We start from the raw sequence: 17761 nt of genomic DNA, 5'->3' as shown, positions 1-17761 counted from the left end.
CAGCGGTCAGTTTTTCCATCCTTGTCGTCGTTCAGTATTCTTATGTTCTGTTTGGTCGTGCTTCGCTCATACGATCACGTTAATTCCTTTACATAACACGTTAATAATCCCCAAAGCGTCCAATATAATTCCTGCGATTTGTTCAATTAAATTCATGGGTGAAACTTGCGATCATCTATACACCCCGAGCCTCTCGCATATAAAAGTTTTTCAAAATGCTGAGCGGGCATAAACATTGAAACCTTCGCCATAAACGCAACTCAACCCCTAAAAAAATTATCGGAGTTGATTAAGGGTAGGTTGTCACTCTCCTCAGGTTCGAATTACGCCTACTCGGGTGAGCTGGCGAAAAGTTGGACAAAATCAAGCTGACAATTAAGCCCAAGCATTGATGTTTACGGACAAAAGAAATTTAGGGGACGTATTCAAAAAAATACCCCCTGAATTAACAGAGGGGACTCGTTATAGCATGCGTTTCATTCTCGCATATTCACCATCTGTTTTGAGAGTAACAATAACAGTTTGGTCGTTGCGATTTCGAAAAAACCACCCGTGATTCCCGGTAAAAGCAGCAACTAGCTCTCCTTCGTCATTGGGAACGCCACGGCCTTTTTCATAGCTGATAGAACGTCCATCACCGTTACCATGGGTGTCGTAATTAACTGGCCCACCCTTGGATTTCCACTCAAACGTTGCTGTTTGCCCTTTCTGCATCACGAGTTTTACTTCGGCACCCTGTCCTGGTTCCAGAGAGAGCAAAATAGTGTCTCTCCATACTGGTTTAGCTTGATCTTTTGCCTCCTGTAGTGGTGCAGGGTGGACAACAGGTTCTGACTGTTGGATTGTGATTATAGGTGTAGGCGGTGCTTCAACAGCGACTGGCACAGTATTTTCAACAATCATGGCTGTTTTAGTGGTGGCATTATCCTCATCAGCGACTGGCACCGCATTTTCAACAATCACGGCCGTTTTAGTGGTGGTATCTTCAACAGCAACTGGCACCGCGTTTTCTTCAATCATAGCCGTTTTAGTGGTGGCATTATCTTCAACAGCGACTGGCACGGCACTTTCAACAATCACGGCAGTTTTTGTAGCGGCTTTATCTTCAGCGGCTTCTTGCGCTAACTGCTCCTTTATTTCACCCATTTCAGTTAAGCCGGTAACCTTACCAATCCCTGTAGGATCAATGCCATACTCGGCCGGAAAAATGACAGTAACGAGAATAATAATAGCTGCGACGAAAGCGAGAATGGTCGATCGTACCAACTGCTTCGTGGTTGGCAGTTCCTCGCGGCTAGGCTTATCAGAGTTATACATAATTCAATCCTTTTAATTACTGGGTAACCACATAGCCCGTTAACTGATAACCAATGAGCATGAAACCAAAGCTGATCATAACGACGTTGGCAGTATAAGCGTGGCGATAAAAATGCCTGTGTCGCCTCCAAAAACCCATCACAATCAACATGACGCAAAGTGCCAGTATCTGGCCGATCTCAACACCAATGTTGAATGCAAATAGGTTTGGGACTAAACCGTCAGGAGAAATGTCGTACTCGATAATTTTCGAGGAAAGGCCAAAACCATGACAGAGACCGAATAACAGCGTCGCCAACTTGGTATTAGGTTGAAACCCGAACCAACGCTGAAAAGCACCGAGGTTATCCATGGCTTTGTAGACCACTGAAAGCCCGATTATGGCATCAATAATGTAGCTGTTAATGCCAATGTTGAAGTACACGCCCAAAAGCATGGTTGTTGAATGCCCAAGGGCAAACAGGCTGACGTACAACGCCACGTGCCTGAGTTTATAAAGAAAGAAAATAACCCCTAACAGGAATAGGATATGGTCATACCCAGTCACCATATGTTTGGCGCCCAAGTAAACAAACGCGATAATGTTGGTACCTGTGATTTCCTGAATATAGCCTTTGTCACCTTGAGCGACAGCATGTGCAAGCGCATCTGTGCTCATTACAGTTAACAAGGTAATTCCTATTAGAAAAAGTACCTTTCTAACATGGTTTCCTGCCCCAATAGGTAGCAAGCTTCCTTCCCTTGAAGAAAGTAACATCATAAAAACTCCGTATTTTTTGAGTGATTTTATCTCTATGTATTCAGCGTAATAGATATTAAGCACACAATGGCACTTTCGGAGGACGCTCTATTTGGAAAGGGGTATGGATGGGTAATCCGATAGCTGTAACAATTAATTGGGTTGCGGATAAAGAGGTTACCGCCAGCACACGGCTAACGTTGAAATGGGCGTTATCGTGTGAGTGATTGCTGGCATCATGATGGAATGGATGTTCTAAGTCCTCACCATGGCCGTGGGAGTATATGTGCGAATGACCGTGTTCTAACTCGATAGCCGCAAAGGGATTGTGAGACTGAAACTCGCCAATAGCAAAAGACGTCGTGCTTATCGCAACAACAAGCAACATCAAATAGCAGACAAAGTGTACTACCAATCGAGAAAACATAGTCTTTATCGTCTTTTTAAACAGGTGTTATCGAATTCAGGTTTTAGCGCACAATGAGTATTAGTAGAGACTACTAAATTAACTGGATACCGAATACCTACAGCAATGTGGCAACGATCTCAAAACACACAATCGACACCAATGCCCCAATTCCTGATGATATCCAGATTGAATATCAGGTTAATAACAGTGCGAAGAAAATGAACATAGGCAATTGCATTTAACGAATCAACACAGACTCGCTTGTAACACAACGCGTGATCTCTTGTGATGTGTGATGTGTGATGTGTGATGAGCATTTCAATATTACATGTAATAAACCCAAGAAGCGGGGGAAATATTTGCGGTTTAACATTCGCCTATGGCTGGTTGATTCATGTCAGGAATAAAATCACTCACATCCTCGTATACGCCCTATTAATCTTTGATAACCAAGTCATTGATAACCAAGTCATTGATAACCAAGTCATTGAAATTATAAAATAAATTTCATATTTTCTCTATTATATTTAATAGCGTTTTTCTAATGGAAAATGATGACCTTGATTTATTCTCTTCCCCAAGATCATATTCTCTTTTTCATCAATTTTTATTGCGCCAAAGTCAAAGAATATTTTTTTAACCTCATACTTAGTAAGTTAATTAATCGTTTTTTTTCGTTTGATTCTTGGTTGTCTTTGGGTAACAGGCAACTGAGTGTTATATAAGGTCGGAAATAAGAGGTATTGTTTTAAAAGGGCGTATCAATAGTCATCATCCACAATATCTGCAAGAATAATAATATAATAATTAAATTTATGATAAATTACTGAACTTCAGTACTTTATCTCTATCGAAAAAGTGACTCACTTCAAAAATATCATTGTAGACAAAAGAAAATACAATATTAATTTTTTTTGTTCACAATTTTAAAGTGATAGTTCTAATAGTTTTTTAAATGATAGATGGTTCTAATGCTATTGAAATTAAAGATAAATTTAATTATATTAAAAATTTATGCAATTTAACTTATATCATCATGTTTATTATAGAAAAATCTTTTTATTTAAACTTTAATTTTATTTATGAGTCACAAATAAGAGCTTGATTGTATATTAAGTAACATCCATTTTTATTTTATACTTTATTCGTAAAGTTAATTTCCAAAAGGTGTAAACAATAATAAATTTATTAAATTAAAAAATAGACTACAAGCTTAGTTAAGTTTACTTAAATAAACTTATCTACAGTTTATGATTATTTTTAATAAAACCAGAGAATTCATATCATCGTTCAAAACGGTGTCATTTATTATCGATTTTTATTAAATATCATCCATTTCTAATTATATAACCCTTCCCCCTTATAAATAAGGGGCATGTAAAATAAAAGATGGTTTTAGCGATTGTAGAACATTAACAATTACTAATTAAGATTCCCAAAATAAGATTTTTTGGGATAAAGGTATTTATCAAAGCAGTACTAAATTTATTTTACTAAGGCAGTGATAAATACTTATATAGGTGAACGCTAAATATAAATCTAAGGATTGAGAAATGAAAAGAACAATAATGGCTATACCCATTGTTTTCTGTATGTCATTTTCCGCATATGCAGCTAACTATGATCAAAGAACACCGTTGGCTAAGAACTTATCAGCAAAAAAACTTGGAGATACAATTTATATAAATGTAAGGAATTTAAAATCCAATGATATTAAAGGGTTGAAAAAGAAACGGAACCGAGGTGATGTTTTACTTTTTGATTGCACGAAAGGTATGACGAAGAAGGCGAGTCATGTATTCAATAAAATTACTGTTCTTGGCCCTGAATGTAAAAATAATATGATCTTGCTAAGAGAGGCAAAGGGCGAGGTCCATATTGACTCTATTGACGTCCAAAATCGCGGCGATATTAAGGCCGTTATCAAGCGGAATAAAGAAATTTCAAGCCAACAACGAAGAGATATTACTCAATCCATATTGTCTCGAGCGGGTTGGAACCAAAACGTAAAAAGTAGTATCGGGAAGTACGATACTTTTAACGCCAACTCGAAAACAATTTATTATGTCGTACATAATAGTCGATTATCATGTCCGCAGAATTCATGGCGTCAGACAGGTGATAATTATTCCTTCACTGGTCCAAAAATTGATCCATGCAAGACCAATAGAGCAGGCATTCATCTTAGGTTTAAGATAGAGCTTATGCGTTCAGAGCCTGTGGGCGGCGCGCCTGAAATGAACTTTGTACGTGTGACGACCAATCCATCATTTGGTGGCGCTGGACTTTATTCTGGTAAGCTTGCTCGAGAGAAAGGTGTTGGGTCAAATGGTCGACTGATCAGTCCATTTATTGAAAAAAGTAATATCAGTATCTTTTCCTGGGATAAGAATGTCAGATTGTGGAGTTCACTGCCAGTCAATATAGACAGAGAGACATCTTATAGCGAATCGGATAGCCTTGAAGTCGGTGTTTCCCATTCATTGGGTTGGAATGCCAGCGCCACCGCATCTGCAGGCGTTTCTGTCGGGTGTACTATCAGTATGTCTCCTGGCTGTACAGGTACTTTTAACGCCAGTCTCTCAGCGACATTAGGCGCTAGCGGAAACACTCAGACCAGCTTTTCTCACACAGATTCATCGAGTGTCTCTTATTCCAAGAAAACCTACGATGTTGCTGACCAGTCTACTTATCGACGTGCAACCTGGCTGATTGATAGAGATTCAGAATCTTATGGCTGCGATACAATGAAAAGACCGACACATGGCGGGTGTAGTTTTGCCGGACATACTCGCTATGCTTTCAATCCGTATTATTACACAAACGGATTTAGCCGAAATCAGAAGCCATCGCTTACTGCTGTGTTTGCGATGAAACCTTCAGCTGTTCACCGCTCAAAGTTTCTCATAAGAGTGAAGTTATTCCCCGGACAGGTGTTAGCAAAGCGAGGAACGACGTCCGAAGGTCGTAAGTACACCAAGTTTCAGGACTCTGTTTACGGAAAAGCTGTTGCGAAAAGAAGCTTCTATGTCGATTGGAAGGAAGTTGGAAACCTTGCAAACACGACGTGGATAAAGGAAAAGTAACGCTCGAAAATGAACTGACAGTTTGTCGGCTCAATACATTCGCTCAAATCTTTCAAGGCGACCCGATTTTGGGTCGTCTTTCTTTAGATTTGATGGCATTTTTAAGTACCTATAGGGCTGGAAGATTTCTGCGTCGTCGCTATCTAACACATTGATGAATATAAGGTGCTTATCATCTATCCCTAGCTCTTAGGTTTTTCGCCTAAATACTGGGTAAACCTTAGCAGGTAACCGTCAGGGTCCTGAACCAGAAACTCTCTTTGTCCGGACAGAGAATCACCGACGTTATACCAAGTCTCTTTCTGTTCTCTGAATAGTTTGATTTTTGCAGCGAGAATACGCGCATGCACAGAAGAAATATCTGACAGCTCTATTTGAAAATTGACGCCTCTGCCGAGAGGGTAAACGAAATCGCCTGTGACCCATGCCTCGTCATGAATTTGCTCCAGCATGATGTGAACTTTTTCAAGTTCAAGATAGGCAAAGTCTGGGTTTTCCCGCTGATTTCTGACGTTAAAGCTAAAAATGTCACGATAAAAACCCAGTGATTCAGCAAAGTCTGAAACCGATAACTCGGGAACCATAGGGTTCCAATACTCTTCCATATCACTCCTTAAAACGTGATGGGTTCGAATGTGAGGGGTTTAAATGCAATATGTTTAAAGACGAAAGGTTCAAAGACGATGAAACGCCTGCCAGTGCGTCTGCCAACCTCATTACAGTGTGCCTGATTCTGACAATCGTTGACCGATAAAACTCATTGCCAAGGCTTTCACTAGCCAAAGCGTTTTACTAGCCAAGGATGATGTGCGGGACAAACAGACTGGTGTCTTTGGTGATATACCCTTTATCTTCCCGTATCGATAAGCCCGCAGGGTGGTCGTCAACAAGCCAGCTTCCCACCAGCACATGATTGTCGTTGAACCGGGGGAGAGGGTGAAACTTCTGCAGAATAAATCCCTCTTCACCGTATGGGCCATCTACGCATTCCAGTTCTGTGCCTTCTTTGACCACGGAGATGTTGGCGCCCTCGCGTGAATAGATGGGTTTTTTAACATAGCTGGTTAAATGTGTTGCCTGCGGATCATCTTCAAAATACGCTTCCAGTAAATTGGGATGTCCGGGATACATCTGCCACAGCAAAGGCAGAATGGCCTTGTTTGAACTGATGCACTTCCACATTGGCTCAAGCCAGTTGATCTCAACGCTCTCCAAATGTTCAGAAAAGGATTCGCGGTGCATAAACTCCCATGGATAGAGCTTGAAGAGCGTATCGATGGGCTTGCTGTTGGCATCGGTGAAATACTTTCCGCACTCACTGATCCCGATATCTTCAACATACACAAACTGGGTTTCAAGGCCGGCTTCTTTTGCGCAGTCGGCGAGATAATCGACGGTGCCCTTGTCCTCTTCGGTTTCTTTACAGGAAGCAAAATGCAGGGTGTTAAATGGCATCACGCTTTTCAGCTGTTTCAGTCGGCCAATCAATAGCTCTTCCAGCAGATTAAATTGGTCTGATTCACGGGGCAGCTCGCCACGGTCAACTTTTTGCTCCAGCCACAGCCAGCCAAAAAACGCCAACTCGTACAGAGAGGTGGGCGTATCAGAATTAAATTCCAGCAGCTTGGCCGGGCTCCTTCCGTCATAGGCAAAGTCGAGGCGGGTATAGAGGCTGGGCTCGTCCATCTCCCATGACTTTCGAACCAGAGGCCACATGTTCTTGGGGATCTGGAATTTTGTCATCAGTCCGTCGCTGTTGATAACTTTTTCAATCGCCTTCAGGCTCATCTGATGAAGCTCAGCGGTCGGGGCTTCGATGCCTTCTTCTATCTGTTGCAGGGTGAATTGATAATATCTGTCTTCCGTCCAGTAGGGATCATCGCCAACAGAGTGAAAACCAAAGCCGAATTTTTTCGCTGTTTGCTTCCAGTCACTGCGGGGTGCTGTCGGAATTTGTAACATGGTGAGCCTACCTGTTGGTTAGCGGGTGAGTGAGAGACGGGTTAACTGCGGACACGCAAGCAGGTTTGTACGATTGAGATGCTGTTTACTTTGAGTACACCGGGCCCGGTGACAGGCCCGGCATGGCGGTTATCCGCCCCAACTCACTTTTGCAGCGGATGTTTTACCAAAGCCACCTCTGGACGACGTTTTGACTTTCGGCTTGTCGGCATACCTGGGCTTACTTTGGGTGTTGTATTCCCTGACTTTTGTCTGACTGGGAGCCGCCTGACTGGTTTTGACCAGTGTCGAACTGTTAGGCGATGTTGACGCGCTTTTTACTGGCGTCGCACTTTTGGGTGATGTCGATGCGGTTTTGAGCTGGTTCTGCTCGCGACGCAAACGTTCTTTGTACGTCTTCTCTTTGTGCTTGCGCTCGGCATGATCGCCCAGCTCGTCAATCACCTCAGACGCAACATAGGCCGCAGCAAGTGTCTCCACCGTACCCCAATCATCATCGTTACTACCGGATAACTGGTTATTGGATGTAAGACCGGCCTGTGCCTGAGCGGGCACATCAGACGCGATAAATGGGTATGCGGCATTCGGCAACGGGCTCATGTAGTCGTACGACACATAACTGATATCGGAGAGATCTCTCAGATCACCCACTTCTTTCCTGTCAGCAAAGGTCAGTTTTTCGCTTGGCCAGTCGAGGGCAAACAACGGCTGGTAGTAAAGCCCATTGAGAAATTGGGACCCGAAGGGATAATCGCTCCGGTTCTCAGGGGTCAGTTTTGCCACGAGGAAGGCGTGCATTTTGGGCTCCCAACCCAAATTACCCTCTTCGATATAGCGGCATTCGCGATATATTTTGGTACAAGCCGTATAGTTTGAGAACTTCTCAGCGGTCCGTCTGGCCTCACGCAACGCCTCTTTATATGCGACATCACACTGGGAGCTGGATATTTTGGATGCGCTTTTGCAACTGTCCGTGTCGAGGTAAATGGAATAGTCGACTTCGCTGCATCCCGTCATGGCCACCGCAATTGGGGCCACTAACAGGCTGCTGTGGGTCTTTCGTCTACTCAGGATCTGGCTGGCGACACTGCGCATTCGGCGTTTATTCATCAGATACCCCTTAGTATGTCATGCAAGCCGCGTTTAACAGACCAATCACAATGGAGACAGAGGCCAGAACGGTCGCTGCAGGTACCTCGTGCTTCTCTATCCTTTCTGAAATTTTGGGCAACATCAGAAACCGCACCAGAACGAATGCGACGATTTGTGCAACCAGAGCCACACATCCCCACAAGGCGAAATCTAACAACCCAACTGAATTACTCGCTGCACTGGAGATAGCAATACCGTAGCCAAGCGTGGCGCCACCGAACGCGATAGCCGCAGCCACATTGCGCTCTTCTTTGATGAGGTGCCATTCGTCATAGGGGGTGACCAGTGAATAAATTGATTTGAAAATAATCAGGAAGATCAGTGATGTGCCGAAATATGCCCCAAACGATTGGAGGCCGCCCAAAAACTGTACCATGGATTCGCTGTTTATAAATTCGATCATGCCATTACCTTGAAATGATTGCGTTTTAATTGAATACCTGTACTGCGGGCGACGATCCTCTCGAAACCCATTTCGCTGCCTTTTTCTTCTGCAGCGATCATTAATTCTTCTGTTAACCCATCGCTGATGTCGCGGCTGTAGAGCATCACAAACTGGTCTGTTTCCGTCTTCTGGCCATCGGATGTGTAGGTGGTTTCTGTCATCGCCACGGGCCGCTCATGTCCCCAGTAGGCGTCAAACTGATTGCCATCCAGCTCATAGTGCCGCTCGGGTGTCACTACTTCGTCTGCCAGCACAGTGTCCCACCTTGAATCGGTATCGATGGGCGTATTGTCAAAGAAATACCAGAGGCTTATCTCCTTCACGCCGCTATCCTGGGTGCCTTGCTGTAAAATCTGAAAAAATCCGTCGTCATCCGTGTAATAGCGGATAACGCGGGTTCCCTCTCCCAGCGGGACGACGCCTACCGCGAGGATTGTCTGACTCGCGCTGGCGTTTTCAAACGTCAGGTCGTCTTCGAGTATTGCCAGCCGCACTCTGTCAACATTGACCACAGCGCCAAGTGTAAATCCCAGTACCTGAGGGATAGCTGATTCGCCGGAAGCCTGCTTATGCTTGCTGTCAGATATAAGGCCAATGGCGGATAACCACTTCTTTATCAACGTAAAAACCTCAAAAAATCCTGTCACAGATGACAGGTAATAATCGATGCCCCGTCACCTAAAATGCGCTGCAACGTACCATCAGAAATAATGAACGCCCGATGGCAGTGGCCATCGAGTCAATCTGTTGTTTTTGACTGTTGTCGTAATATTCATAGTGACATTAACTGTCTGAATAAATTGCATTTTGCGAGCGTATTCTATGCATCCCAAACGCAGTGAGGTAAGGGTAAACAAGGGAGGTGGGCAAAATATGCCGGTGGTTCATGTGTGAGTCCATGCTTCACGTCTTTCGCGGCTTAACGCCAGTCCCTTTTAAACAATTTACCATGCTTTGCTCGGTCGCAAACGCCGTATGAATCACTAAGAGACAATAAGCTGCATATGATATCAAATATGAGGTTCATTTTTCAGGCACATCACACAAACAACGCGTGTCTGACGGGGGACGTGCCGAGATGCAGGGAAGAAAATGGCTGGCGTGGGTTATATCCGGGCTTCTGCTATCAGGGCGTCAACCAGCTCCTTGGCTTCAGAAGGAAAAACATCAAGCGATGTCATCTCGCTGATATCAATCCATTTCAGGTCGTAACTGTTCAATCTATTCTGAGCGGTAAATTCAGGGCCACAGGGCGATAATTGCGGGGTGAATTCCACCGTTCTTGCTGTGTAAAAGTGTTCATGCCTCACATTGTTATTTATCGAGAAAATAGGCGTTGCCTCTTCAATAACAAACGATGTTTCTTCAAAGGTTTCCCGCCGAACGGCCTCGTCCAGCGACTCATCGGGCTCTACGCCACCGCCGGGAAACACCCAATACTCTCTGTTACCTTTAGACCGTTTGATTAACAGTATTCTCTTGTTGTCGCTGATGAATACAACACTCACTCTTGGCTTCATTTCTACTCTCTAGGTTATTGTTTCTGGTGATGGGATATAACAAGGTTTACGGTGTTGTGAAGTACAGCGCCTTTTGCTGAGGAGGCTGGCAAGCGGTATACGAAGGAATCAATGTGACAGTATTAGCTCGATACGGCCAAACAGCATGGAATAAGACTGGCCGCTTGTAAGATTGGAATAATTCACCGCGGGCAGAGGCGCAGCTTTGCTGCGTCCTGCTGGCTCGCCTTGTTACGAATTGTATGCTTTATTAGACGTGATATTGGCGAGACCTTTAATGACTTTATAAATTGACCAAATCCAAACAGCGAACAATATAAAGTAACCAACAAAAATAAAGGCTAAGAAAAGGCCCAGTATTGTCAGTACAAGCCCCCACCAAAATGTTTTGATGATGTTTGAATAATGATCCTCAAATATTGTCCCTTGAGCGTCTCCTTGCTTGGCCATTGCCCAAATTGCGCCGATAACCCAAAAGATCCCCGTAAAAAAGCCAACTGCCATAAGACCGTAAGCAATAAGAGCATTTGTTTTTGCAGCATCATCTCTCGAAGATAAAGACTGGGGTGATACATTTGTTCCTTGAAAGTCTGACATTGATTTCTCCTTTGTTGTCAATTTGATGAAAGTCATAACGCCTTCCAGCACTTTATGACAAAGCGACCGCGCTTGATCTTGCTGCAAACCGCATTTAAACCACTAAGAAACAACAACTTGAACGCAAATTTAAATGTGTAATTGGAATTTCAGACCCGTCACTCAAACAAAAATTGTTTGCCGATTTCGATACAAATCGGCGGCTTTGAAAGGAGGGGGTTAGCGGCTAAGCACTGAGACTCAACACGCTAAAATTGATAGAGGATAGCGTCCACGTTTATTGCTTTGTTTTATACAAAATCACAATATCAGTTTTGACTGAAGTTCCTGATAAGAGCTCTCTACACTCTTACCAGCTGTATCAACTGTGATCACTTCAGCACTCCAAGGCTCGTAAGCTCTTTCTTGAATTTGTGTCCAACTGGGGGGCACAAGGTTCTCAACCGTTATGTTTCTATTTTTTGCACGGTTTTCATGTTCTACGAGGTCAGAACAGACGACTTCGATATGTACAAATTTTGCGCCAGATCGCCGTGCAACTGACTCCCACTCTCGGCGAACGAACTCGAGTGTGTTACACGAATCGGAGATTGCACTCAGCCCAAGTGATAAGTTGTCCTCTATGATCCTATGGCTGAGCAGATAGCCTCTATTTTTGACATCCGAACCATACATATCTTGCAGATTCTGTTCCACAGTGTCGATGCGAATATACATAATTTGCATCCGTTGCGATAACAGTTGAGCAAGTGTTGATTTACCAACCGCGGGTAGACCTGAAAATATATATAGTGTTGGGCTGTTCAATTAAATACCTTTTTATATGAAGGGTTATGAGTATCAAAGCGTCCAGAAGTCTTCTCTTTTTCCTTACATGGAAAGCAGAAATCAACTGATTCTATAAATTCTTGCCTGGTCATCATTGACGCGTAACGCCCCGAGCATAGGCAAAAAATGGCAGGGCGGTTTTCCGTCCTGTGGCTGCCCTTGTTATAGCGCTTGACCATTTACCAGAGACCAATGATGAGGCATCAATTCACGTAGAGTTCTGAAAACCAATTTGTTTTCTGAGGTGGTAACTGCCGCTTTTACATCGCCACCCCAATGAACTAAGCGTTCCTGACAAACACCGCATGGTGACAGAATGAGAAACTCCTCGTTTTCACTATTACGGAATAAACATAATGAGTGAGTGACTTGTTCATTGAGCCTGTGAGCCTCTAAATACGCGCCAACTTCCATGCAAAGTGAAAGAGCATCATTTTTGGTATCAGGAGCAATACTCGTCAATATTTTCCCTGACTCAGTTCTGACCGCTGCTGCACCACCCCAGCCTCTAGGGTAACGTGTCTTAACAAGCTCTACTGCCGCTTGATACATCTCATTTTCGGCTTTTTCCATATTATCCATATTCAATTTACTCTAGGGCTATAACCCCCGCAGCACAGGCAAAAAATGGCGGAGCGGTTTTTTGTCCTGTGGCTGCATTTGTTAGCCCTTTCTCCATGTCTTTCGCGGCTTGCCGCCAGCACCTATAGAAAAAGCTACTGCGCTTTACTTCGCTACGAGTCGTGTTTGAGCCACCAAGAGACAACAACCCGAACACGAATTCAACTGTGTGATTGGAATTTCAGACACGCCGCTCAAACAAAGATTGTTTGCCGATTTCGCTACAAATCGGCGGTTATGAAAGGAGAGATTTGGCGACTAAGCCTTGGGACAAAAATGCTAAAATTGATGTGAGATAACGCCCAGTTAAGGAGTGAGGCACACAATAAAAAAGCTGCCGAATGTGCTTCAAAACTCAAATCACGGCGTATCAAAATTGCCGCGCGTGCTGAATCGCTCTTAAATTGTTTGTTTAGAGTATATCCTGACTGAAATGACCTGTTTTAGTGGGGCGACACCTAGGCTGTAGCTGCAACTAACGCTTTCTACATGACTGTTTTTAGTTTTATTTTTCCAGTAATCGACAATGATATTCTACGATGCGCCCCAGCTCACCAGTTTGCTCAGGGTATGTTGATTGCAAGAAACAAAGGGCATCTGCTAGCGTGACCTGATGAAGGTTAGAAGTATGATTGTATACAAGCGCTTTAGTCGAGTTAACGAACGCTTCCGAGCCACAACTATTCGAGCATTGATCCCATAGACTTATGTCGATTTCGTCGTCCGGATCTTCCAAAGGACTATTAGCCTGTGAATAAAGGTTGAAGAGCATTGACGCAAACTGATTCTTCGACAAGCTATCTTTACAACGCAAAACCCAAGTAAGGGTGATCAAGTTGTGTCCAAAGAAACCGAATTGACCGATACAAGACTCGAGCACTTCATCGACTTCAACAATGCGCTTTTCACTTACCCCCGCATCATTTTTCGAAAGTGTTGAAGTAACAAACTCTGTAAATCGGTCAAGAAATGCGGGTATCTGTTTGCTTTCAAGTTCAGCGTAAACACAATTGAACGCAAGCAAAATTGTCACATTGTGAGAGAGGTACTCTCTGGTAGATGAAGCATCATTAACATAGTAAGAAAAGATATCTTGAAAACCTTTGTTTTCATGCCACTGAGACATAGCTTGGTAAGCCGCTGGGTAAATACCTCGTTCTAACACCCTATGAATACGAAAGTCTGAAAATTTTGGAGCTAGAACGGACTCAGACATCACCGCTGTAACTCTAAGTTCACTTTGATCTATTAACTCGCCAGTTTTAGCCCAAATATTTTCATCTTTACCAAAGCGCTCATAGAGATGCTTAGCGGATAAATATGCTTTTAATGAATGAGGTTGATGAATGGTCGCACTGCTATAAAGTGCTTTTTCAATTAGCTCTCGATCTGTCATTTTTCCTCTATGAAACTGACGTCCAAAGCAGCGGTATGCGTTAGTGCGTCCTTGCTTGAGCGTCTTGTCATGAGCCTTGCTGTACAAACTGCTGCCACAACTGCTCAAATTGTTGTTGAGATCTAATGTTGCCTTGAAACTCATGTTGGGAATTAATGTCTTCTTGTTCTGGTACTCGAGCAATGCCACGCATGGTATTTCTGGTATTAGAATTTAAAGATGCGAAACCGACTTCACCCGTTCGGAAAAACGCTAACTTTCTAGTTTCTTATTGATCGTCAACTATTTCCGACACAAGACGGTAAGGATCCTCGTCTAAATCATGTAACCAATTTACGTCGACGTTTCTCATTTCTTACTTGGCACATAACAGATTAATAAACCCCAAAGTGTCCAATATAAGTCCTGCGATTTGTCCAATATAACTCACGAGCGAAATTTGCGATCGTCTGCACACCCTAATTTCTCTATCTTGTAGAGAATTGTCCAAAATCCTTTGCGGGAAAAAACAAAAATGGGAAATATAAATGGCATTGGAAAAACTGACTGGCTCTGATATGTAAACAGTTTACTTGAGAAGCTTCTGGTCTTTACGCATACGAGAAGTATCGAGAAATCCTTCATCCTGTTCGATTGCTAATTTGGGATAATATTTTCTTATCTAAAACCCCGGTATTAGAATCGAGTAATGCTATTACCATAAATTATTTTTGAACAGAAACAGCTTAGGTTTGCTGCTCTAAGCCATCTGTTAGGATCTGAAAATAGAGTCTCAAGTGTCTCTATTGGAACGGTGGCTATTCAGAAACGTTAGGGCTTAACGTCTCAACGGGGCTATAAAAAGTCGAGCTCTTGTGGAGGTGCCGACAATATTGTCGCCGCCAACAAGTTGGCACGGGAGTTTAATTTTACAGAGCCTAATCAATAATGGATAAGGGACATTGAGACGTATGAAGAATGCCTGACTGCCTGACTGCCTGACTGCCTGACTGCCTGACAGTAAAGCTAACTACGTGTGCCCTCCGGTACAATGATAGGTAAATCGGTACAGCCAAAGTCCAGACCTAATTGACTTAACACACAGGTTAATTGACCTCTGTGATGTGTTTGGTTATTGAATATATGCTGTAAAAACTCGGTAAGATTGCGCTCGATTTTTTTACCTTCCGTCGTGGTATACCGAACGAGATTATTGCAGTCTGAAGTCTTGAGTGAGCGGGTAATATCAACGTAGATAGAATCCACCAGAGGCCGCAATATGGAAAGTCCTTTCAGGTCGGATACAAACTGATCGTCGACTGCTTTTGCATTAGGTAGCTGCTCTAATGTTGAAGGTTCGATATCAACTAAACGACTCGCTACCAGCCTCTGAAGCATGATTAAATCGCCGAACAAGATGTGATTCCAGTGAGCCATCACGCTTGGGAAGAACGCATTGGTATTTTGCTGCAACTGTTCGTTTGTTAACTGCTGACATACTTCTAGAAGCTGTCTGTTCATTCGCTGATTGTATAAAGCGAGCATTCTAAAGTTTGCAGAGATATCCATTTCATTCGTTCCATCGTCAATATGTTTGTTCTAATTCAAATCCTCCCCAAGGAGCAACACTTCTTAGAGGGTTAATTGGTATTCAGGTATCGCTTTCGGTTTTACAGAGAGTGAAACCCCGCGCTCGATAGTTGTTAAGCGCAGACTCGTGGTCAAGGTTACAGGTATGAACCCATACACGTTTGGTTGATGGAATGCTCCACGCGGACTGAATTGCCTGAGAGAGCAAATAGCCGCCAAACCCTTTGCCGATAAAGGCCTCAGCTAGACCGAAGTACATGATCTCTGTGTTGCCGTCATCTTCAGCGTGCAGTTCAAAATAACCAGCAATCGCCCCTTTGAAATAAGCGACCCAGGTGCGAAGATTTGGATTTGAAACATACTCGGCCCACGCTGAATCAGGGAGTGACAGCTTGTCTTTCCATTGCCAAGGTCCACCGACATATTCATAGAGAAATTTGTTCAGTCTGAATTCATCAATTTCTGCTTCAATAACATTCAGGCCCTTCGAATCGGGTTTATCCTTCAGGTCTGAAGGCGATGTCATCTCTAGATAATATGTCGTTACTGCTTCTGCCATGCTCGATGTCTCCGACGTGGGTAAATACAATCCGTTGGGCCTTTTAAGATAACAGCTGACGTTAACATTCAATAACGCTGTTAAATGTTGAGAGATTTAAACGCACAATCGCCATTCATGAGTGTTGGCCAATCTGGAGAGGTGATATTTCGTCTTGTCGGGAAGTGATAAGCCCAAAAAGCGGGGGACATCCCTGAGAAAATATTTCTCAAAGCCGTGTTTGCCAGAACAACAGAAGCGTGTGCCTAATTACTCTTCAATCACTGACACTAGACGAGTGCCATCACCCAACAAGCCTACACTGCATTCGAAAGCGGGGTTGAGGCAATTTTCGACGATAGCTCGCATAATGTCGTTATCCCATCCGTTCATCCAGTCTGCGTGGGCACTGTGGCCTGCGGGTAATTTGGCGTTCATATCTGAGGATAAGCGCCACGCTGTCGATGGTCCGGTTTCATCGGTAACGTAAATAGCAAAGTTATATGAGATTTCGGGGATCGCGATAGGATGACTGGCAGGGCAAGCGCCTGTGCCCGTCATTGGTGGCGTTGCTTCGCTTGGGTAGGCCATATGACTTTGATGGTCGTCTGAGTCAAGGTTTTTTCCATCCCAACACTGCGGAAAGACAATCCTCATTTCCACCAAATCACCTTTTTTGCAGTCAGGGATATGAGCAATATGATCCAGTGGGTCACCGTCATCAAACCAAGATTGATTTGAAGTCCAACTGGCACATCGAAATTTAACCGCTTGGGTACTTTGCAACACGTTTGGCATTGCTTGCCCAGCAATCATTCGCAGGTCTTCTGGTGGTGTTTGAATGGAACTTGCCGGTAAGTGATAACCCGTTTTGTAGTAAAAAAGTGGCTCGATGTAAGGTATCCGTCGACCATCGGCACCATAAAGCGCTGGCACCCAATATGCTGAACGATTAAGCGTGTTACCGTCGCAGGTGGTTTTGGTTGCTTGTCTTAAACTTTTCGCTTTGGTGAAGGCATCGACCGATGGATTACCAAAAAACACATGGGAATGAGTGGCGTTTGGTTGATCTGGATAAACCAGCGGATCGTCATTGCTTTGATGTGATTCGAGACAATGTGTTCTGAAGGCACCGCTCCCATCTTCACGCTCGCCGTAATCTTCGCTTGATAGCTGTAGGCCGGGTTTTAGGTTTCTTCCTACATCACTGGTACCGATGTTCGCACCTGATTGGCACGATATTAAAGTCGTCGCTGAGGTTACCAGTAGCATCCATGATTTTATTTTTGGCAAAAATATCATTGTCTTTCCATCTATCGGCAACGCACACTAATTGAGAGGTGCCGGCCGCTGTTTCTGTGGTTAATGCAGATATTTTAGTAGTTGCCAAGATTATCGGACTCACGTAATCACAGGTGATTCATCTGGGAGATTCGATCCACTCTGTTTATAACATACAGTTATGCAGGTACGACTTAGGTGTCAGCAAGGAATTCGTGGGGCGTTTGGGTTGGGAGAATGAGTATCAATATAAAAATCAGCAAATGAGGTCAGCGCGGTAGAAAACACATGCCTTCCAAAC

17 protein-coding genes and 1 pseudogene are annotated in these 17761 nt (G+C 43.7%); 1 reads left to right on the top strand and 17 read right to left on the bottom strand.

Annotated features, from left to right (window positions below):
• Positions 1-462: 462 nt before the first annotated feature.
• The 3 genes from A8L45_RS25150 to A8L45_RS24115 are packed head-to-tail and all read right to left on the bottom strand — an operon-like array spanning position 463 to position 2483.
• Positions 463-1317 (bottom strand): hypothetical protein, encoded by an 855-nt coding sequence (locus A8L45_RS25150; protein ID WP_068898437.1) that lies wholly within the window; start codon positions 1315-1317, stop codon positions 463-465.
• 16 nt (positions 1318-1333) lie between these two features.
• A complete protein-coding gene (locus A8L45_RS01400; RefSeq protein ID WP_068898435.1) occupies positions 1334-2077 on the bottom strand; it encodes a HupE/UreJ family protein in 744 nt (247 codons plus the stop codon).
• 55 nt (positions 2078-2132) lie between these two features.
• The gene (locus tag A8L45_RS24115; RefSeq protein WP_139122273.1) at positions 2133-2483 is read right to left on the bottom strand and encodes a hypothetical protein; all 351 of its coding nucleotides are present in this window, start codon (positions 2481-2483) and stop codon (positions 2133-2135) included.
• A 1757-nt stretch (positions 2484-4240) separates the two neighbouring features.
• On the opposite strand from A8L45_RS24115, the gene A8L45_RS01395 reads away from it, so the two are divergent.
• Entirely contained in the window at positions 4241-5551 is a 1311-nt protein-coding gene (locus tag A8L45_RS01395) for a hypothetical protein (RefSeq protein WP_175401874.1), read from the top strand.
• Between the two features lie 182 nt (positions 5552-5733).
• Here the strand turns inward: A8L45_RS01395 and A8L45_RS01390 are convergent, their stop codons facing one another.
• The 14 genes and pseudogenes from A8L45_RS01390 to A8L45_RS01330 form a co-directional block, all read right to left on the bottom strand.
• Positions 5734-6156, bottom strand: a complete 423-nt coding sequence (locus A8L45_RS01390) for a bleomycin resistance protein (RefSeq protein ID WP_068898431.1) — start codon at positions 6154-6156, stop codon at positions 5734-5736.
• Positions 6157-6343: 187 nt separating this feature from the next.
• Entirely contained in the window at positions 6344-7513 is a 1170-nt protein-coding gene (locus A8L45_RS01385) for a glutathionylspermidine synthase family protein (protein ID WP_068898430.1), read from the bottom strand.
• A 129-nt stretch (positions 7514-7642) separates the two neighbouring features.
• Positions 7643-8623, bottom strand: a complete 981-nt coding sequence (locus A8L45_RS01380; RefSeq protein WP_068898429.1) for a DUF1190 domain-containing protein — start codon at positions 8621-8623, stop codon at positions 7643-7645.
• Positions 8624-8633: 10 nt separating this feature from the next.
• Positions 8634-9068, bottom strand: coding sequence for a DUF350 domain-containing protein (locus tag A8L45_RS01375; protein ID WP_068898428.1), 435 nt, complete (start codon positions 9066-9068; stop codon positions 8634-8636).
• Positions 9065-9730 carry a DUF2491 family protein gene (locus tag A8L45_RS01370; RefSeq protein WP_175401873.1) on the bottom strand — a complete coding sequence of 222 codons (666 nt, stop codon included), beginning with the start codon at positions 9728-9730 and terminating at the stop codon, positions 9065-9067. The genes A8L45_RS01375 and A8L45_RS01370 overlap by 4 nt, the downstream gene beginning before the upstream one ends.
• A gap of 486 nt (positions 9731-10216) precedes the next feature.
• Positions 10217-10630 (bottom strand): NUDIX domain-containing protein, encoded by a 414-nt coding sequence (locus A8L45_RS01365; RefSeq protein ID WP_068898426.1) that lies wholly within the window; start codon positions 10628-10630, stop codon positions 10217-10219.
• A gap of 231 nt (positions 10631-10861) precedes the next feature.
• Positions 10862-11227: a DUF4870 family protein gene (locus tag A8L45_RS01360; protein WP_068898424.1), complete on the bottom strand. Its 366-nt coding sequence runs from the start codon at positions 11225-11227 to the stop codon at positions 10862-10864.
• A gap of 300 nt (positions 11228-11527) precedes the next feature.
• Entirely contained in the window at positions 11528-12034 is a 507-nt protein-coding gene (locus tag A8L45_RS01355) for a P-loop nucleotide/nucleoside kinase family protein (protein ID WP_068898422.1), read from the bottom strand.
• A 183-nt stretch (positions 12035-12217) separates the two neighbouring features.
• Entirely contained in the window at positions 12218-12637 is a 420-nt protein-coding gene (locus tag A8L45_RS01350; protein WP_068898420.1) for a cytidine deaminase, read from the bottom strand.
• A 544-nt stretch (positions 12638-13181) separates the two neighbouring features.
• Positions 13182-14072, bottom strand: a complete 891-nt coding sequence (locus A8L45_RS01345) for a hypothetical protein (RefSeq protein ID WP_068898418.1) — start codon at positions 14070-14072, stop codon at positions 13182-13184.
• Positions 14073-14139: 67 nt separating this feature from the next.
• Positions 14140-14280 (bottom strand): annotated as a pseudogene (locus A8L45_RS25660) (DUF6881 domain-containing protein); the annotation flags it as partial.
• 797 nt (positions 14281-15077) lie between these two features.
• Entirely contained in the window at positions 15078-15620 is a 543-nt protein-coding gene (locus A8L45_RS01340) for a DinB family protein (RefSeq protein ID WP_068898416.1), read from the bottom strand.
• Positions 15621-15702: 82 nt separating this feature from the next.
• Complete coding sequence (locus A8L45_RS01335; RefSeq protein ID WP_068898415.1) at positions 15703-16200, bottom strand: GNAT family N-acetyltransferase; 498 nt, start codon at positions 16198-16200, stop codon at positions 15703-15705.
• 249 nt (positions 16201-16449) lie between these two features.
• Positions 16450-17451 carry a DUF1996 domain-containing protein gene (locus tag A8L45_RS01330; RefSeq protein WP_175401872.1) on the bottom strand — a complete coding sequence of 334 codons (1002 nt, stop codon included), beginning with the start codon at positions 17449-17451 and terminating at the stop codon, positions 16450-16452.
• Between the last annotated feature and the right edge of the window lie 310 nt (positions 17452-17761).

It is taken from the genome of Veronia pacifica (genome assembly GCF_001707825.1).
GTDB lineage: Bacteria > Pseudomonadota > Gammaproteobacteria > Enterobacterales > Vibrionaceae > Veronia > Veronia pacifica.
The sequence above is the reverse complement of the archived record's forward strand: the minus strand, read 5'-3'. Positions and strand labels throughout refer to the sequence as shown.

Coding starts and splice junctions, on each gene's coding strand:
- A8L45_RS25150 (WP_068898437.1), bottom strand. CDS start 1,317: ATGTATAACTCTGATAAGCCTAGCCGCGAGGAACTGCCAACCACGAAG.
- A8L45_RS01400 (WP_068898435.1), bottom strand. CDS start 2,077: ATGATGTTACTTTCTTCAAGGGAAGGAAGCTTGCTACCTATTGGGGCA.
- A8L45_RS24115 (WP_139122273.1), bottom strand. CDS start 2,483: ATGTTTTCTCGATTGGTAGTACACTTTGTCTGCTATTTGATGTTGCTT.
- A8L45_RS01395 (WP_175401874.1), top strand. CDS start 4,241: ATGACGAAGAAGGCGAGTCATGTATTCAATAAAATTACTGTTCTTGGC.
- A8L45_RS01390 (WP_068898431.1), bottom strand. CDS start 6,156: ATGGAAGAGTATTGGAACCCTATGGTTCCCGAGTTATCGGTTTCAGAC.
- A8L45_RS01385 (WP_068898430.1), bottom strand. CDS start 7,513: ATGTTACAAATTCCGACAGCACCCCGCAGTGACTGGAAGCAAACAGCG.
- A8L45_RS01380 (WP_068898429.1), bottom strand. CDS start 8,623: ATGAATAAACGCCGAATGCGCAGTGTCGCCAGCCAGATCCTGAGTAGA.
- A8L45_RS01375 (WP_068898428.1), bottom strand. CDS start 9,068: ATGATCGAATTTATAAACAGCGAATCCATGGTACAGTTTTTGGGCGGC.
- A8L45_RS01365 (WP_068898426.1), bottom strand. CDS start 10,630: ATGAAGCCAAGAGTGAGTGTTGTATTCATCAGCGACAACAAGAGAATA.
- A8L45_RS01360 (WP_068898424.1), bottom strand. CDS start 11,227: ATGTCAGACTTTCAAGGAACAAATGTATCACCCCAGTCTTTATCTTCG.
- A8L45_RS01350 (WP_068898420.1), bottom strand. CDS start 12,637: ATGGATAATATGGAAAAAGCCGAAAATGAGATGTATCAAGCGGCAGTA.
- A8L45_RS01345 (WP_068898418.1), bottom strand. CDS start 14,072: ATGACAGATCGAGAGCTAATTGAAAAAGCACTTTATAGCAGTGCGACC.
- A8L45_RS01340 (WP_068898416.1), bottom strand. CDS start 15,620: ATGGATATCTCTGCAAACTTTAGAATGCTCGCTTTATACAATCAGCGA.
- A8L45_RS01335 (WP_068898415.1), bottom strand. CDS start 16,200: ATGGCAGAAGCAGTAACGACATATTATCTAGAGATGACATCGCCTTCA.
- A8L45_RS01330 (WP_175401872.1), bottom strand. CDS start 17,451: ATGCTACTGGTAACCTCAGCGACGACTTTAATATCGTGCCAATCAGGT.